General features: G+C 58.9%; 11 protein-coding genes. 4 read left to right on the top strand and 7 right to left on the bottom strand.

The annotated features are described in order from the left end of the window. Positions 1-26: 26 nt before the first annotated feature. The 3 genes from ACWKV9_RS10115 to ACWKV9_RS10105 all read right to left on the bottom strand — a co-directional run bounded on the left by ACWKV9_RS10115 (position 27) and on the right by ACWKV9_RS10105 (position 2,387). On the bottom strand, positions 27-1,094 hold the full coding sequence (locus tag ACWKV9_RS10115; protein WP_483835957.1) for a phosphotransferase family protein: 1,068 nt from the start codon (positions 1,092-1,094) through the stop codon (positions 27-29). A 212-nt stretch (positions 1,095-1,306) separates the two neighbouring features. Next, the gene (locus ACWKV9_RS10110) at positions 1,307-1,621 is read right to left on the bottom strand and encodes an SCP2 sterol-binding domain-containing protein (RefSeq protein ID WP_483835956.1); all 315 of its coding nucleotides are present in this window, start codon (positions 1,619-1,621) and stop codon (positions 1,307-1,309) included. A 55-nt stretch (positions 1,622-1,676) separates the two neighbouring features. Next, positions 1,677-2,387, bottom strand: coding sequence for a histidine phosphatase family protein (locus ACWKV9_RS10105; RefSeq protein ID WP_483835955.1), 711 nt, complete (start codon positions 2,385-2,387; stop codon positions 1,677-1,679). Between the two features lie 217 nt (positions 2,388-2,604). Between ACWKV9_RS10105 and sohB the strand changes: the two genes are divergently transcribed. Continuing rightward, the gene (sohB, locus tag ACWKV9_RS10100; RefSeq protein ID WP_483835954.1) at positions 2,605-3,639 is read left to right on the top strand and encodes a protease SohB; all 1,035 of its coding nucleotides are present in this window, start codon (positions 2,605-2,607) and stop codon (positions 3,637-3,639) included. A gap of 169 nt (positions 3,640-3,808) precedes the next feature. Here the strand turns inward: sohB and ACWKV9_RS10095 are convergent, their stop codons facing one another. Both ACWKV9_RS10095 and ACWKV9_RS10090 read right to left on the bottom strand, forming a co-directional pair. Beyond that, entirely contained in the window at positions 3,809-4,303 is a 495-nt protein-coding gene (locus ACWKV9_RS10095) for a DUF934 domain-containing protein (protein ID WP_483835953.1), read from the bottom strand. Beyond that, positions 4,287-5,945: a nitrite/sulfite reductase gene (locus ACWKV9_RS10090; protein ID WP_483835952.1), complete on the bottom strand. Its 1,659-nt coding sequence runs from the start codon at positions 5,943-5,945 to the stop codon at positions 4,287-4,289. The genes ACWKV9_RS10095 and ACWKV9_RS10090 overlap by 17 nt, the downstream gene beginning before the upstream one ends. A 544-nt stretch (positions 5,946-6,489) precedes the next feature. Between ACWKV9_RS10090 and ACWKV9_RS10085 the strand changes: the two genes are divergently transcribed. Next, complete coding sequence (locus ACWKV9_RS10085) at positions 6,490-7,581, top strand: ABC transporter substrate-binding protein (RefSeq protein WP_483835951.1); 1,092 nt, start codon at positions 6,490-6,492, stop codon at positions 7,579-7,581. Positions 7,582-7,605: 24 nt separating this feature from the next. Here the strand turns inward: ACWKV9_RS10085 and ACWKV9_RS10080 are convergent, their stop codons facing one another. Then, positions 7,606-7,839, bottom strand: a complete 234-nt coding sequence (locus ACWKV9_RS10080) for a DUF2970 domain-containing protein (protein ID WP_483835950.1) — start codon at positions 7,837-7,839, stop codon at positions 7,606-7,608. A gap of 1,077 nt (positions 7,840-8,916) precedes the next feature. Further along, entirely contained in the window at positions 8,917-12,627 is a 3,711-nt protein-coding gene (gene metH, locus ACWKV9_RS10075) for a methionine synthase (protein WP_483835949.1), read from the bottom strand. 171 nt (positions 12,628-12,798) lie between these two features. On the opposite strand from metH, the gene ACWKV9_RS10070 reads away from it, so the two are divergent. After that, complete coding sequence (locus ACWKV9_RS10070; RefSeq protein WP_483835948.1) at positions 12,799-15,111, top strand: fatty acid cis/trans isomerase; 2,313 nt, start codon at positions 12,799-12,801, stop codon at positions 15,109-15,111. Between the two features lie 299 nt (positions 15,112-15,410). After that, positions 15,411-16,430: an acyltransferase family protein gene (locus ACWKV9_RS10065; RefSeq protein WP_483835947.1), complete on the top strand. Its 1,020-nt coding sequence runs from the start codon at positions 15,411-15,413 to the stop codon at positions 16,428-16,430. The last annotated feature ends 24 nt before the right edge of the window (positions 16,431-16,454 follow it).

The raw sequence follows: 16,454 nt of genomic DNA, 5'->3' as shown, positions 1-16,454 counted from the left end.
TCGTCGAAAGTAGGAGGGCAATGCGTTTACAGCCCAGAGCGGTCAATGACCTGCAAGGCCATGTGTTCCAACAGCTTGTTCATGTGAATGAACTGCGCAAAGCGTTTGTCCTGGGTCTGGCCGTGGAAAAACCGGTAATAGATCTGCTGGACGATGCCCGCCAGACGGAAGAGCCCATAGGCGTAGTAAAAGTCGAAATTGTCGATCCGAATCCCTGCGCGTTCGGCGTAGTACGCCACAAACTGCTCTCGGGTCAGCATGCCCGGCGCATGGCTGGGCTGGCGGCGCATCAGTTGCACGGGCGCAGGGTCGTCCGCTTGAATCCAGTACGCCAGGCTGTTGCCCAGATCCATCAGCGGGTCGCCCAATGTGGTCAGTTCCCAATCAAGCACGCCGATGATCTGCATGGGGTTGGCGGGGTCCAGGATCACGTTGTCGAAGCGGTAGTCGTTGTGTACCAGGCTGGAGGTGGGGTGATCGGGCGGTTTTTTTTCATCCAGCCACGCGGCGACTGTCTCCCAGCTCGGGGCGTCCGGCGTGCGGGCTTTCTCGTAGCGTTCGGTCCAGCCGCGAATCTGCCGCTCGACATACCCCTGGGGTTTGCCCAGATCGCCCAGGCCGCAGGCCACGTAGTCGACTTGATGCAAATCGACCAGCTTGTCGATGAAGCTCTTGCACAGGGCTTCGGTCTGCCGGGCGTCCAGGTTCAGTTCAGCGGGCAGATCGGAGCGCAGGATGATGCCGTTGACCCGTTCCATGACGTAGAACCCGGCACCGATCACGGCTTCGTCGGTGCAGTGCACGTACGCTTTCGGGCAATAGGGGAACGCGTCCTTGAGTTGATTGAGGATGCGAAACTCGCGGCCCATGTCGTGTGCCGATCTGGCCTTGTGACCGAACGGCGGGCGACGTAATACCAGCTCCTGATCGGGGTATTTCAACAAGTAGGTGAGGTTCGACGCGCCGCCGGGAAACTGACTGATTTCAGGGGTGCCTCTTAACCCTGGGAGGTGGGATTTGAGGTAAGGATCGATCAGGGTCACGTCGAGTTCTTCGCCGGATCGAACCTGGATGGACGGGTCGTTGAGCGCCATGCTTATCCCTGTTGATTATTATGGATGGCCAGGATCATTGACTAATCTAATGCGCGTGAAGCCCGGGTCACAAGCGCCAAGCGGTGTTATTGGTGACCGTGTTACGGGTCGATCAGCGGTTTTGATCAGCGACTCTCACAAACCATAGAGCAAAAAAAACCGAAGCCCGGAAGGTTCGGTTTTTTCGCGGACCACGAAACGCTGTTTACGTCTTATGCCGGGAACAATTCGCTCAGTTTCATCGCCAGCATCATGTCGCCTTCAGCGCGCAGCTTGCCGGCCATGAACGCCTGCATGCCGTCGGTCTCGCCGCTGACGATCCCTTCCAGGGTTTCGCCGTCCATCACCAGCGTTACTTGTGCGTCAGGGTTTTCGCCTTCCTGCAGCTCGCAAGTGCTGTCCTTGACGATCAGGGAGAAGTGTTGGCTTTCATCGATACGGAAACCGAAGACCAGATCCAGGCCCGCAGCGGCACTTGGGTTGAACTTGGCTTTCATGGATTGAACGGCGTCGGCTACGGAAGTCATGGTGGAGTCCTTTTTAGAGTGAGTGCTGGCACCTGGAAGGTGCGATTGGCCGGGCTCAGCGGTAGGTGATGAGCTCCGGCGCCTTCATCAGTTGCAGGTGTGCGTGACTGTTGAAGGAAGCCAGTGACACCTCGCGACCCCGAAACTTCAGGTGGTTGAGCGAGGTGTTGACGATTTGCCAGTTGAGTTCGAATGCCTGCACGGCGGGCATCTGTGTGATCAGGTGGAGCAGGGCGGTGATCGTGCCGCCGGAAGTGAACACAGCGATGCGGTCGTTGGGCCCGGCGCTGTCGAGAATGCTGTCCAGCCCGGATCTGACCTGTGCGGCGAACGCCAGCCAGCTTTGCAGTGCTGGCGTGTCGTGCTCGCCGCCCAGCCAGCGCCCGATGATGAGCGCGAACAGACGCTGGAACTCGGCGCGGTTGTGCGCAACGTTGCGCATCACTTCAAGGGCCTCCGGCTCGTCGGGCAGCATGGCCGGTAACAGGGCGCGAATTACTGCTTCAGCGTCGAACTCATTGAACGCCGGATCGGTTTCCAGAATGGGGGTCGGCAGGCCTAGTTGTGCGAACTGCGCCAGAGCGGTTGTTGCTGTGTTCTGTTGACGTAACAGGCTGCCAGCGATGCAACGATCGAAGCTCAGACCCAGTTCAGCCAGGTGCGCGCCGAGCACTTGGGCCTGGCGATAACCGTTGGGCGACAGCACGTCGTAATCGTCTGCACCAAAGGAGGCCTGGCCATGTCGTATCAGATAGATGCTGCCCACGTCCGCGTCGCCCGGTACGGTGAAAGTGCTGGGAGGTTATGAGGACGGTGTGGGGTCTGTCAATGAAAAAACATACGCTCGTTTGAATCGTCGTTTGTGACGATCTTTGAGCCTGAGGTTGCTGGCTCGCTGCAGGGCGCGACGGTATGCTGGGCCCACTTGCGAGGCTGTCATTGTCGCTCGCCATGTCTGTTTGAACTGTCTGTAAGGAGCATCTGTGGAGTTTCTGTCTGATTACGCCAGCTTTCTGGCCAAAACGGTCACGTTGGTGATCGCGATTGTCGTGGTGCTAGTCGCCATTGCTTCCATGCGCGGCCGAGGGCGTCGTCGCGGCGGCGGTCAGTTGCAGGTGGTCAAGCTCAACGATTTCTATAAAGGACTGCGCGAGCGTCTGGAACAGTCGCTGCTGGACAAGGAGCGACTGAAGGTCCTGCGCAAGGAGCAAGCCAAGACCTTGAAAAAAGAGGCCAAGCAGGGCAAGCAAAAGTCCGACGGCAAATCCAGGGTCTATGTACTGGATTTCGATGGCGACATCAAAGCGTCGGCCACCGAAAGCATGCGCCATGAAATCACTGCGCTGCTGACCCTTGCCACCCCCAAGGACGAAGTGGTCCTGCGTCTGGAAAGCGGCGGCGGCATGGTTCACAGCTACGGTCTGGCATCCTCCCAGCTGGCGCGTATTCGTCAGGCCGGGATTCCGCTGACCATCTGCATCGACAAGGTTGCAGCCAGCGGTGGCTACATGATGGCCTGCATCGGTACGCGGATCATTAGTGCGCCGTTTGCGATTCTCGGCTCCATCGGCGTCGTGGCTCAGCTGCCCAACGTCAACCGCCTGTTGAAGAAGCACGACATTGATTTCGAAGTGCTGACCGCTGGTGAATACAAGCGCACGTTGACTGTGTTTGGCGAAAACACCGATAAGGGTCGCGAGAAGTTCCAGCAGGATCTGGACATCACCCATGAGTTGTTCAAGAACTTCGTCGCCAGCTATCGCCCGCAATTGCAGATCGATGAAGTGGCCACCGGTGAAATCTGGCTGGGCATGGCGGCCCTGGACAAGCAGTTGGTCGATGAGCTGAAAACCAGTGATGAGTATCTGTCAGACCGTGCCAAAACCGCCGAGGTCTTCCATCTGCACTACGCCGAGCGCAAGAGTCTGCAGGAGCGGGTAGGGCTTGCAGCGACCGGTTCGGTGGATCGGCTGGTCACCAACTGGTGGTCGCGTTTGACCCAGCAGCGGTTTTGGTGAGGAAGCCTTATCTGTAGGAGCGAACTTGTTCGCGAGGCGTTATAGCTGACACACCCCATAAACGCTCGCCAACAAGTTGGCTCCTACAGGGGGAGGGCGTTTAAGCCACAAAAAAGCCCCGGCTTCTCACGAAACCGGGGCTTTTTGTTTGACGCCTGTCAGCTAACGATCAACGCCGCCGAAACAACGGCAAAGGCTCATCGGTTGCAGCCTGATACGTCACCGAAAAGTCCTTCAAGCCTTCCAGCGCCTCGTACGGGTCTTTGTCGGCGCGAATCGCGAACGCATCGAAACCGCAGCGGTGCAGGTAGAACAACTGGTCGCGCAGTACGTCGCCAATGGCGCGTAGCTCGCCCTTGAAGCCGTAGCGATCACGCAGCAGGCGCGCGTTGGAGTAGCTGCGGCCATCGGTGAATGCCGGGAAGTTCAGAGCAATGACCTGAAACTGATTGGCGTCGTCACCGATTTCTTCAGCTTCTTCGTCGCTGTCCAGCCACACACCCAGACCACCGTCGCGGGCCTTGAGCGCATGGGCGTGTTCACGCCACAGCGCCAACGGCACGATCAGGTCATCGCAGTTGGACAAGCCATCGAGCGTCGTGTCCTTGGGCAGCAGGTGCCAGGACTCGTCGATGACTTCGTTGTTCTTAATGATTCGCTGCATAGACGCGCTCCTTGAAAGGGTCGATGCCTATACGCTGGAAGGTGTCGATGAAGCGCTCGTCTTCGGTACGTTTTTCAACGTAGACGTCGATCAGCTTCTCGATCACATCCGGCATCACATCCTGCGCGAACGATGGGCCGAGGATCTTGCCCAGGCTAGCGTCACGGCTGGCACTGCCGCCCAGCGACACCTGATAGAACTCTTCGCCTTTCTTGTCCACGCCCAGAATGCCGATATGGCCGACGTGGTGGTGGCCGCACGCGTTCATGCAGCCGGAGATATTCAGGTCCAGCTCGCCGATGTCGAACAGGTAATCCAGATCGTCAAAGCGGCGCTGGATGGATTCGGCAATCGGGATCGATTTGGCGTTGGCCAGTGAGCAGAAATCACCGCCCGGGCAGCAGATGATGTCGGTCAGCAGGCCGATGTTCGGCGTGGCGAAACCTTGCTCGCGCAGTTCACCCCACATGGCGAACAACTGGCTCTGCTCGACGTCCGCCAGAATGATGTTCTGCTCGTGGGAGGTGCGCAGCTGGCCGAAGCTGTAGCGGTCAGCCAGGTCGGCGATGCCATCCAGTTGCTTGTCGGTCGCATCACCCGGCGCAACGCCGGTAGGTTTCAACGACAGGGTCACTGCCGCGTAACCCGGTTTCTTGTGCGCCAGGACGTTACGCGAACGCCAGCGGGCAAAACCGGGCTGCTCTTTGTCGAGCTGGGCCAGTTCTGCGCTGTAGTCGCTCAACGCCTTGTATTGAGGATCGACGAAGTGTTTGGCAACGCGTTCCACTTCCGCTTCGGTCAGTGTGGTCTGGCCGCCGCGCAAGTGAACCATTTCGGCTTCGACTTTTTCAGCGAACACCTCGGGTGTCAGCGCCTTGACCAGGATCTTGATCCGGGCCTTGTATTTGTTATCGCGACGACCATAGCGGTTGTAGACCCGCAAGATGGCGTCCAGGTAGCTCAGCAGGTCCTGCCATGGCAGGAACTCATTGATGAATGCGCCGACAACCGGCGTACGGCCAAGACCGCCACCCACCAATACGCGGAAACCCAGCTCGCCCGCATCGTTGAGCACCGGCTCAAGGCCGATGTCGTGCACTTCGATGGCTGCGCGGTCAGAGCTGGAGCCATTGATGGCGATCTTGAATTTGCGCGGCAGGTAGGCGAATTCCGGATGGAAAGTCGTCCATTGACGAACGATTTCACACCATGGACGCGGATCGACCAACTCGTCAGCGGCCACACCGGCAAACTGATCGGTGGTGACGTTGCGCAGGCAGTTGCCACTGGTCTGGATCGCGTGCATCTGCACGGTGGCCAGTTCAGCGAGAATGTCGGGAATGTCTTCCACAGCCGGCCAGTTGAACTGCACGTTCTGGCGGGTGCTGACGTGCGCGTAGCCCTTGTCGTAGTCACGGGCGATCTTTGCCAGCATCCGTGTCTGACGCGAGGTCAACTGGCCGTAAGGGACTGCGACGCGCAGCATGGGCGCGAAGCGTTGGATATAAAGGCCGTTTTGCAGGCGAAGCGGGCGGAATTCTTCTTCGCTCAGCTCCCCGGCCAGGTAGCGGCGGGTCTGATCTCGGAACTGCTTGACGCGGTCCTCGACGATCCGCTGATCGTACTCGTCGTATACGTACATGGTGGTCCTGTTCTCAGGCGGTTCACTGCTTGGGCGGGCTGAAATGCGATGTGTTGGCGCTCGCTCATTCAGGCCGCTTAACAAATCTGCGCGCACGGCCGCGCACTCCCAACGGAGCCGGTGGAAGATACCCGTTTTTAGTTATGCGCAAAAGTAGCGTTTGAATATATGCAAAGAACCAAAAGTGCTAAGCGCTCATGCCAGCCGTCTTAACCACACTTGTGATATGGAGAAGCCTCGACTTTACTCAGCGTGGGGCCAACGTCAACCGGGTTGGTCGCTTTCATCTGCAATCACCAATAAGAACCGACAAGAGGCGATGCAATGAGTAATCACCCCAAGACTGCCAAATCCGACAGCCACGTGGATGCGTGGGCCATTTTCTTCATCATTATTCTCGTCGTGGGGACTGCGGTGTTCTGGGTCAGTCACCAGTAACGGCGTCAAACCCCGACGGCTACGCACAAGGTTTCAAGCGCCACGCCGATAACTCGATATGAAAGGCCGGATCGGCGATGTTCATATTCTGGGGTGATCAAGCTCGATGCGCGTAAGCCGACTGTTGGCCTGCTGCCTTTTCATGGCGGGAAATGTGTGGGTGGGTGGTTCGTGGGCCGCTTCGGTGGTGTTCCTGAGTCCGGGCGCTGCGCCCGATCCCTATTGGTCCAGCTATTCACGCTTCATGCAATCGGCCGCCGACAGGCTGGGCATGAACTTGCACATCTATTACACCAATCGCGATACCCGAATCCTGCTCGGCTATGCCCGCGATGCGCTACAGGGCGTCGATCGCCCGGATTATCTGGTGTTCTCCAACGAGCTCAATGTCGCGCCTGAGATTTTGCGCCTGTCGGTAGGCAGCGGTGTGAAGTTGATGGCCGTCAACAACACGTTCACCGCCAACCAGTTGGCAATCCTTGGGGACCTGAATCAGGGCTATCCCAACTTCCTCGGCAGTCTGGTGGGCAATGATGAGGAGGGCGGCTATCTTGCGGCCACCCGGCTGATTGAGCAGTACCCGCCTGCTACGGTGGGCGAACCCGTGGAAATGCTGGCTTTTTCCGGTACCAACGGCACACCGGTTTCCCTGCTGCGGGAAAAGGGCATGCTCAGAGCGCTGGCCGAGCATCCGAACGTGCGTCTGCGTCAGGTTGTGCTGGGGGGCTGGCGGCGCGATCGGGCCGAGGAACAGGCGCTGATGCTGCTCAAGCGTTATCCCAAGGTGACACTGATCTGGGCGGCCAATGACTTGATGGCGTTCGGCGCGATGGATGCTGTGAAAGCATTCGGCAAGCAACCTGGCAAGGACGTGTTGTTTGGCGCGATCAACGATTCGACTGCAGCGCTGCAAGCCCAATTGGAGGATCGGCTGAACGTAGTGGTGGGCGGGCATTTCACCCTCGGCGGCTGGGCGCTGGTGCTGCTGCATGATTATGACCAGGCAGCCCCTGGCACTCGACGGCCCATCGGTGACATGCGCGTGCGTTCGCTGCAACTCAAGGAGCGGCGTGATGTGATGAATTACATGAGCGCCAACTTGCGGGACGATTATGGGATTGATGTGCGGCAGTACACCCAGGGTCAAAGTCCGGAAGGGGTTGATTCGCCGTTTTTACCTGTTCACTCCGTGCGCTGACTTCCATGCGTTGACCAGTTGAATTCAAGTGGCGAAGTGAATCACTAGCTGCACAATCCCGAACAAACCCAACGCGAATATCACCGTGAACAGCAATCCCATGAACACAAAGTGCGATGGCTTGCCGTGGGTGAAATCCCGCGCCCGGTTCTTGCCGCTCTGAACACCAAACGCCGCCGCCATGACGCTGTGCAGCATCTGCCAGAAGGTGGGTGGTTTGCCCTCGGGTTGATCGTCGGGGTTGGATGGCGGTTGCATGCGTCGTCCCAGGGTTGTGTTGTCCCTGAAGGATAGTCGCGCCACCTCTGTAGGAGCGAATTTGTTCCCGAGGCGCTGTGCCTGATATACCGCATCAAGCGCTCGCCAACAAGTTGGCTCCTACAGAACCGTCGGAATGCCGCAGATCTCGCTGGGATGTGGGTTTTCGCTTCTGGGCGGAGCCTGTAGAGCGAACTTGTTCGCGAGGCGCTGTGCCTGATACACCGCATCAAGCGCTCGCCAACAAGTTGGCTCCTACAGAACCGTGGGGATGCCGCAGATCTCGCTGGGATGTGGGTTTTCGCTTCTGGGCGGAGCCCGTAGGAGCCTTGCTTGCAGGCGATCTGGCGCGCAGCGGCAGCAAAACCTGCGCGCGCGGTGTGCCTGATCCACCGAGGCGTCTGATTTCAGGGCTGCTGCGCAGCCCATCGTTGGCAAGCCGAACTCCTACGCCCCGCGGGCAGAAGCGGATAGCGAATGACATGAGGAACACAGTTGCAATGCCCTTCGGGCAGAAACGAGTCTGCGGTTGATCGTTCCCACGCTGCAGGTCATCGGTCGAGGCCACCCTGTAGGGGCAAACCTGTTCGCGAGGCGCTGTGCCTGATACACCGCATCAAGGGCTCGCCAACAAGTTGGCTCCTACAGAACCGTCGGGATGCCGCAGATCTCGCTGGGATGTGGGTTTTCGCTTCTGGGCGGAGCCCGTAGGAGCCTTGCTTGCAGGCGATCTGGCGCGCAGCGGCAGCAAAACCTGCGCGCGCGGTGTGCCTGATCCACCGAGGCGTCTGATTTCAGGGCTGCTGCGCAGCCCATCGTTGGCAAGCCGAACTCCTACGCCCCGCGGGCAGAAGCGGATAGCGAATGACATGAGGAACACAGTTGCAATGCCCTTCGGGCAGAAACGAGTCTGCGGTTGATCGTTCCCACGCTGCAGGTCATCGGTCGAGGCCACCCTGTAGGGGCGAACTTGTTCGCGAGGCGTCGTGCCTGACGCACCGCATCAAGCGCTCGCCAACAAGTTGGCTCCTACAGGATCGTTGGCATGCCGCAGATCATAAAAACCTGGACGAGCACTTACTCGTCATACCCAAGATTCGGCGCCAGCCAGCGTTCGGTCACGCGCATCTCTTGTTGTTTGCGGGCGTTGTAGCTTTCGACCTGATCCTTGTCGACCTTGCCCACGGCAAAATACTGCGCTAGTGGATGAGCGAAGTACCAGCCGCTGACAGCCGCCGCCGGGAACATCGCGTAGTGCTCGGTCAGGAAAACGCCGCTGACGCCCGGCTTGCCGTCGCCCTGGGTCGGGTCGAGCAGATCGAACAGTTGCGCCTTCTCCGTGTGATCCGGGCACGCCGGGTAGCCGGGAGCAGGGCGGATGCCCAGGTATTTCTCTTTGATCAGGTCATCGTTGTCCAGCGTCTCATCCTGGGCGTAACCCCAATGCTCTTTACGCACTTGCTGGTGCAGCCATTCCGCACAGGCTTCGGCCAGACGGTCGGCGAGTGCCTTGACCATGATCGCGTTGTAGTCGTCGCCTGCGTCCTGATAGGCCTTCGACACCTCTTCAGCGCCGATCCCGGCGGTGGTGATGAAACCACCGATGTAATCAGTCACGCCGCTGTTTTTAGGTGCGACGAAGTCGGCCAGCGAGAAGTTCGGCTTGCCGTCGGTCTTGATGATCTGCTGGCGCAAGTGATGGAGTTTCGTCAGCGGCTCGCCGTCGTCGCCGTAGACTTCCAGGTCGTCGTTGTCCACCTGATTGGTCGGCCAGAAACCGAACACCGCGCGGGCGCGAATCAGCTTTTCGTCGATCAGCTTGCGCAGCAGCTCCTGCGCGTCGTTGAACAGTGAAGTGGCGGCTTCACCCACCACCTCGTCAGTCAGAATGCGCGGGTATTTACCGGCCAGGTCCCAGGAAATAAAGAACGGCGTCCAGTCGATGTATTCGGCCAACACGTTCAGGTCGATGTCTTCCAGCACCTTGGCGCCAGTGAACGTCGGCTTGACCGGCGTGTAACCTGCCCAATCGAACTGCGGCTTTTTGGCAATCGCCGCGCCGTAGCTCAAACGCTCGGTACGGGCGCTGCGGGCCGAAGTGCGTTCGCGCACTTCGACGTATTCCAGACGAGTCTTTTCGATGAACGCTGGCTTCAATTCTTTGGAAAGCAACTGCGTCGCCACGCCCACTGCGCGGGAAGCGTCGGTGACGTAGATCACCGCGTCGTTGCTGTACTTGGGCTCGATCTTCACCGCCGTGTGCGCTTTGGAGGTGGTGGCGCCACCGATCATCAGCGGCAGATGGAAATCCTGACGCTGCATCTCGCGCGCCACGTGCACCATCTCATCCAGCGACGGGGTGATCAGGCCAGAGAGCCCGATGATGTCGCACTTCTGCTCCTTGGCTACTTGCAGGATCTTCTCCGCAGGCACCATCACGCCCAGGTCAACGATGTCGTAGCCGTTACAGCCCAGCACCACGCCGACGATGTTCTTGCCGATGTCATGCACGTCGCCCTTGACCGTGGCCATGAGGATCTTGCCCTTGGCTTCAGGCTTGTCGCCTTTCTCTTCTTCGATGAACGGGATCAAGTGCGCAACGGCCTGCTTCATTACGCGGGCGGATTTCACCACCTGAGGCAGGAACATCTTCCCCGAACCGAACAGGTCGCCGACGATGTTCATGCCCGACATCAGCGGGCCTTCGATCACTTCGATCGGGCGCTTGAAGGTCAACCGCGATTCCTCGGTGTCCTCGACGATGTGCGTGGTAATGCCCTTGACCAGCGCGTGTTCGAGGCGCTTGTTGACCTCCCAGCCGCGCCACTCTTCGGTTTCTGCTTCCTTGACGCTGCCGTCGCCCTTGTACTTGTCGGCGATGGCCAACAGCGCTTCGGTGCCTTCCGGCGTGCGGTTGAGCACCACGTCTTCCACGGCGTCACGCAGTTCGGTCGGAATCTGGTCGTAAATCTCCAGCTGCCCGGCATTGACGATGCCCATGCTCAGGCCGTTGCGGATTGCATACAGCAGAAACACCGAGTGGATCGCCTCGCGCACCGGGTTGTTGCCACGGAACGAGAACGACACGTTAGACACGCCACCCGACGTCAGCGCGTGGGGCAGGTGATCGCGGATGTAGGCGCAGGCGTTGATGAAATCGACTGCGTAGTTGTTGTGCTCTTCGATGCCGGTGGCGATGGCGAAGATGTTCGGGTCGAAAATGATGTCTTCCGGCGGGAAGCCCACTTCGTTGACCAGAATGTCGTAGGAGCGTTTGCAGATTTCTTTCTTGCGCGCCTCGGTGTCGGCCTGGCCCTGTTCATCGAAGGCCATCACCACCACGGCCGCGCCGTAGCGCTTGCACAGTTTGGCGTGATGGATGAACTGCTCGACGCCTTCTTTCATGCTGATCGAGTTGACGATGCCCTTGCCCTGGATGCACTTGAGGCCGGCTTCGATCACTTCCCATTTCGAGGAGTCGATCATGATCGGCACCCGGGAAATGTCCGGTTCGCCGGCAATCAGGTTGAGGAAGGTCACCATGGCCTTCTTCGAATCCAGCATGCCTTCGTCCATGTTGATGTCGATCACCTGAGCACCGGCTTCCACCTGCTGCAGGGCGACTTCCAGGGCTTCGGTGTAGTTGTCCTCGCGGATCAGACGGGCGAAACGGGCGGAACCGGTAATGTTGGTGCGCTCACCGACGTTAATGAACAGCGAGCTGCGATCGATGGTGAACGGTTCCAGACCCGACAGGCGACAGGCCTTCGGGATGTCCGGAATCACCCGCGGCGCATAGCCTTTTACCGCGTTGGCGATAGCTTTGATGTGCGCAGGCGTTGTGCCGCAGCAGCCGCCGACGATATTGAGGAAGCCGCTTTGGGCGAATTCCTCGATCACGGCGGCGGTCTGGTTCGGCGCCTCGTCGTACTCGCCGAATTCATTGGGCAGACCGGCGTTTGGGTGGGCGGAAATGTGGGTGCTGGCCTTGTTCGACAGCTCTTCCAGATACGGGCGCAATTCGCTGGCGCCCAAGGCGCAGTTCAGGCCGACGGAAATCGGTTTGGCGTGACTCACCGAGTTCCAGAACGCTTCGGTGGTCTGCCCGGACAGCGTGCGGCCTGAGGCGTCGGTGATGGTGCCGGAAATCATGATCGGCAGCTCGAAGCCCAACTCGTCGAACACACCCTGCACGGCGAAAATCGCTGCTTTGGCATTGAGCGTGTCGAAGATGGTCTCGATCAGGATCAGGTCGGCGCCGCCTTCAATCAGGCCTTTGGTGGCTTCGGTGTAGTTCTCGACCAGCTCATCAAAGGTGACGTTGCGATAACCGGGGTTGTTGACGTCCGGCGACAGCGAGCACGTGCGACTGGTGGGGCCCAGCACGCCGGCGACAAAGCGCGGTTTGTCGGGCGTTTCAAGGGTTTTGGCATCGGCCACTTTACGGGCCAGGCGCGCGCCTTCGACGTTCAGCTCATACACCAGCGCTTCCATGCCGTAGTCGGCCTGGGACACCTGGGTGGCGTTGAAAGTATTGGTTTCAAGGATGTCGGCGCCAGCGTCGAGGTATTCCTTCTCGATGGCCCCAATCACGTCCGGGCGCGTCAGGATCAGCAGGTCGTTGTTACCTTTGATATCGCTCGGCCAGTCGGCAAAGCGTTTGCCACGGTAGTCTTCTTCCTCCAGCCGATAGCTCTGGATCATCGTGCCCATGCCGCCGTCGAGGATCAGAATCCGCTCTTTGAGAGCCTGCTGGAGTGCTTGAAGACGCGCGCTGCGATCTGACATAGGTCTACCCGGATGAAGAAAAGCTGGAAATAAGCGGTAACGAGAAGCGCGAAATGATAGCAAACCTGCGCCGATTTAAACCGCCCGCGGATTTACATGAATTCTGCTCATGTTGGTGGCCGCTTGCCACAGGTAGAATCACCCCGTTTTTAATTTCAGGACGCACGTTCCATGTTGCAACGCTTGTTCACCGTTTCCATGGTTCTTGTGTTCACATTGCTGTTCAGCGGCGGCGTGGCCTACGCCCAGACGCCCGACGCGCATCCCGCTATTTCCTATAGCCGTGATATCCAGCCGATCTTTACCGAGAAATGCGTCGCTTGCCACGCCTGTAATGACGCTGCGTGCCAGCTCAATCTCGGCAGCGCCGAAGGTGCGATGCGCGGCGCGTCAAAAGTGCCGGTCTATCAGGGTGACCGCAGTCAGGCCATCGCGCCAACGCGGATTTTCTATGACGCCGAGGGCCTAGACGCGTGGCGCCGCAAGGGCTTCTATTCGGTCCTCGACGGTCAGAGCAATCAGGCGGCATTAATGGCGCGGATGCTGGAATTGGGTCGTAGCGCGCCGCTGGTGCCCAATGCCAAGCTGCCAGATGACATCGTGTTGGGCCTGAACCGGGAGAACATGTGCCCGATGCCCGCTGAGTTCGATGGCTATAAACAGGCCCACCCCAAAGAGGGCATGCCGCTGGCCGTTACCGGGCTGACCGATGTGCAGTACCAGACCCTGCAGCAGTGGCTGACCGCCGGTGCGCCGATTGATCAGATGCCGGTTCAGCCGAGCCCCGGCGAAGCCACGCAAATCGCGCAATGGGAAGCGCTGCTCAACCGTCCCGGCTCCACGGAAGCCCTGGTCGGTCGCTGGCTGTACGAGCACTTGTTTCTTGCGCACATTTATTTTGAGGGCGGTGAGGCCGGGCATTTCTTCCAGTGGGTGCGCTCGCGTACGCCAAGTGGCCAGCCGGTTGATCTGATCGCCACGCGCCGGCCGGATGATGATCCCGGTTCGGAGTTTTTCTACCGTTTGATGCCGGTGCAGGGGGTGATCGTGCACAAGACTCATATCACCTATCCCATGGGGCCGCAGAAGCTGGCGCGGGTGATGCAGTTGTTCTACAGCGGCAACTGGCATGCCGATTCGCTGCCTGGGTATGGCCCGCAACGTCGCGCCAACCCGTTCGACACGTTCAAGGAGATCCCGGCGGTTGCGCGTTATCAATTCATGCTCGATAACGCCGAGTTCTTCGTGCGCACTTTTATTCGCGGCCCGGTGTGTCGGGGGCAGATTGCCACGGACGTGATTCGCGACCACTTTTGGGCGTTGTTCCAGGAACCGGCCCACGACCGCTACATCACCGATGCTGCCTATCGGGCAAAGGCCACGCCGCTGCTGGCCATGCCAGGGCAGGACGATAATGTCGGCAGTGTGCTGACCCTGTGGCACGACTACCGCGACAAGCGCAATGAATATGAAGATCTGCGCAGTGAAGCTTACGCCGAGATGCCGCCACCGGGTTGGGCCACGCTGTGGGCGGGGAATGACAACGCGCTGCTGACTGTCTTCCGTCACTTCGACAGCGCTTCGGTGAACAAGGGCCTGATTGGCGATTTGCCAAATTCGGTGTGGTTATTCGATTTTCCGCTGATCGAGCGCACGTATTACCAGTTGGCGGTCAACTTTGACGTCTATGGCAACGTGTCCCATCAGGTGCAGACGCGCCTGTATTTCGACCTGATCCGCAATGGCGCCGAGGTCAATTTCCTGCGCCTGATGCCGGCGGACAAGCGCGACCAGATTCTGGGTGACTGGTACCAGAACGGCGGCAAAGTGAAGATGTGGCTGGATTACCAGAGCATCGATGACGACACGCCCACCGGGATCAAACTCGATGAGAAAGACCCGAAACGCGACTTCGAGCGCAAGCTGATCGAACGCGCCGGGACGCTCAACGTGGCGCCCGATCCTATCAACCGTTGCAGCGGCGCCTACTGTTCCCGGCAGGGGATTGGCCCGGTATTCAGTGACGTCGAGCAAAGTCTGAGTCGCTTGACGTCGCGTCCGGCAGCCGGTTTGAAAGTCATTGATTACTTGCCTGAAGCGACCATGCTGCGGATTCAGGACGGCAGCGGCAAACGCATCGCTTACAGCCTGCTGCGCAACCGCGCTCACAGTAATGTGGCGTTTTTGATGGGCGAGGCGTACCGCTATCAACCGGGGCTGGACACGCTGACGATCTATCCGGGTGTGCTCAGCAGTTATCCGAACTTCATGTTCAACGTACCGTCCAACGAAGTGGCGGCGTTTGTCGACGCCATGGAACAGGCTCGGCATAAAGAGGCGTTCGAAAAGATTGTCGAGCGCTGGGGTGTGCGGCGCAGTCACCCGCTGTTCTGGACCTACTTTCACGATCTGGAACGTTACATCCAGGAGACCGAGCCGCAGGAAGCCGGGGTGCTGGATATGAATCGGTATGAGAATCTTTGATAGGAGAGGACTGATTTGTGTTGCCTTTTTTGTAGGAGCGCGCTTGCCCGCGAATGGTTTGTATCAGCTAATTAATTTGCGGGTAATGACGAAGCCTTCGCGGGCAAGCGCGCTCCTACAGGTACTAGGTAAGGGCAGAGAACCCTTATAAAACATGGCCTGCCGCCATTAGACACCCCGTCAGACCACGCGAACCTTTTCAAACCTATGGCAGTCCGAACCTGCGAGTCGTCCTGAAATTTCCCTCACTCTGTGGGTCTTGGGTCGTGGTTTCCAGCGTAGGTAACAAGAGGTTAGCGATGTTGATTTCGGTTCAAGCCCTGCGGGCACTCGCCGCGTGGGCCGTTGTGTGTCATCACTTCATGCAGATTTTTTTCGACTTCCACCCAAGCGGCCCACTGGGGGAGTTCTTCACCTCCAAGGGCGCCGTCGGTGTCGACATCTTCTTCGTCATCAGCGGGCTGGTCATTTACCTGTCGACCCTCGACAAAGACATGCCCGTTGGCCGTTTCATGCTCAACCGCATCATCCGTATCGTTCCCGCCTACTGGCTGTACACCGTGGTCATGGGCCTGTTGGTACTGGTCGCCAGCCCGTTGCTGCCGCATCAAGTAGTCGACTGGCAGAGCTTCATGCTCTCGCTGCTGTTCATCCCGTCGGAAAATCCTGGCGGCTACGGGCTGTACCCCACTTTGAACGTCGGCTGGACCCTGAACTACGAAATGCTGTTCTACGTGCTCTTTTCCATGGTCTTCCTGTTTCAGCAGCGCCATCGTCCGTTGATCATCGCCGCCGCGCTGTTTGCCGTCAGCGATGTGCTGGGGCGCTCCGGATTGATCAGCCGCTTCTACGCCAACGACATCGTGTATGAGTTCCTGCTGGGTATCGGCATCGGCATGATTTATCGCCGTGGCTGGATCAGTCAGCGGTTGTGGCTGCCGCTGCTGGCCATCGCAGGTGCGCTGTTCACCATCAACGAACTGGAGCCAAGTACGCGGATCATTAATTGGGGGCTGCCAAGCGCAGTGATCGTGGTGGCGTGCATTTCGCTTGAACCGTATTTGCGCGGTAACCGCTTCCTGAAAACCATGGGCGACTGCTCGTACTCGGTGTATTTGCTGCATGTGTTGGTGCTGTACGGCGGATGGTTGCTGACCGAGCGGTATGGCTTCAATCCTTACGCGGTGTTCGCCGTGTGCGTGCCGGTCATCGCTCTAGGTGCATGGGCCAGCTACGAGGTTATTGAGAAGGGTTTGTATCGCCGCATGAAGGGCTGGCTGGATAATCGTCGGCTGGCGAAGGACGCTGCGCTTTCGTGAGTAGGAAAAGCCCAGCTTATTACC

It is taken from the genome of Pseudomonas corni, from assembly GCF_057128765.1.
The sequence above is the reverse complement of the archived record's forward strand: the minus strand, read 5'-3'. Positions and strand labels throughout refer to the sequence as shown.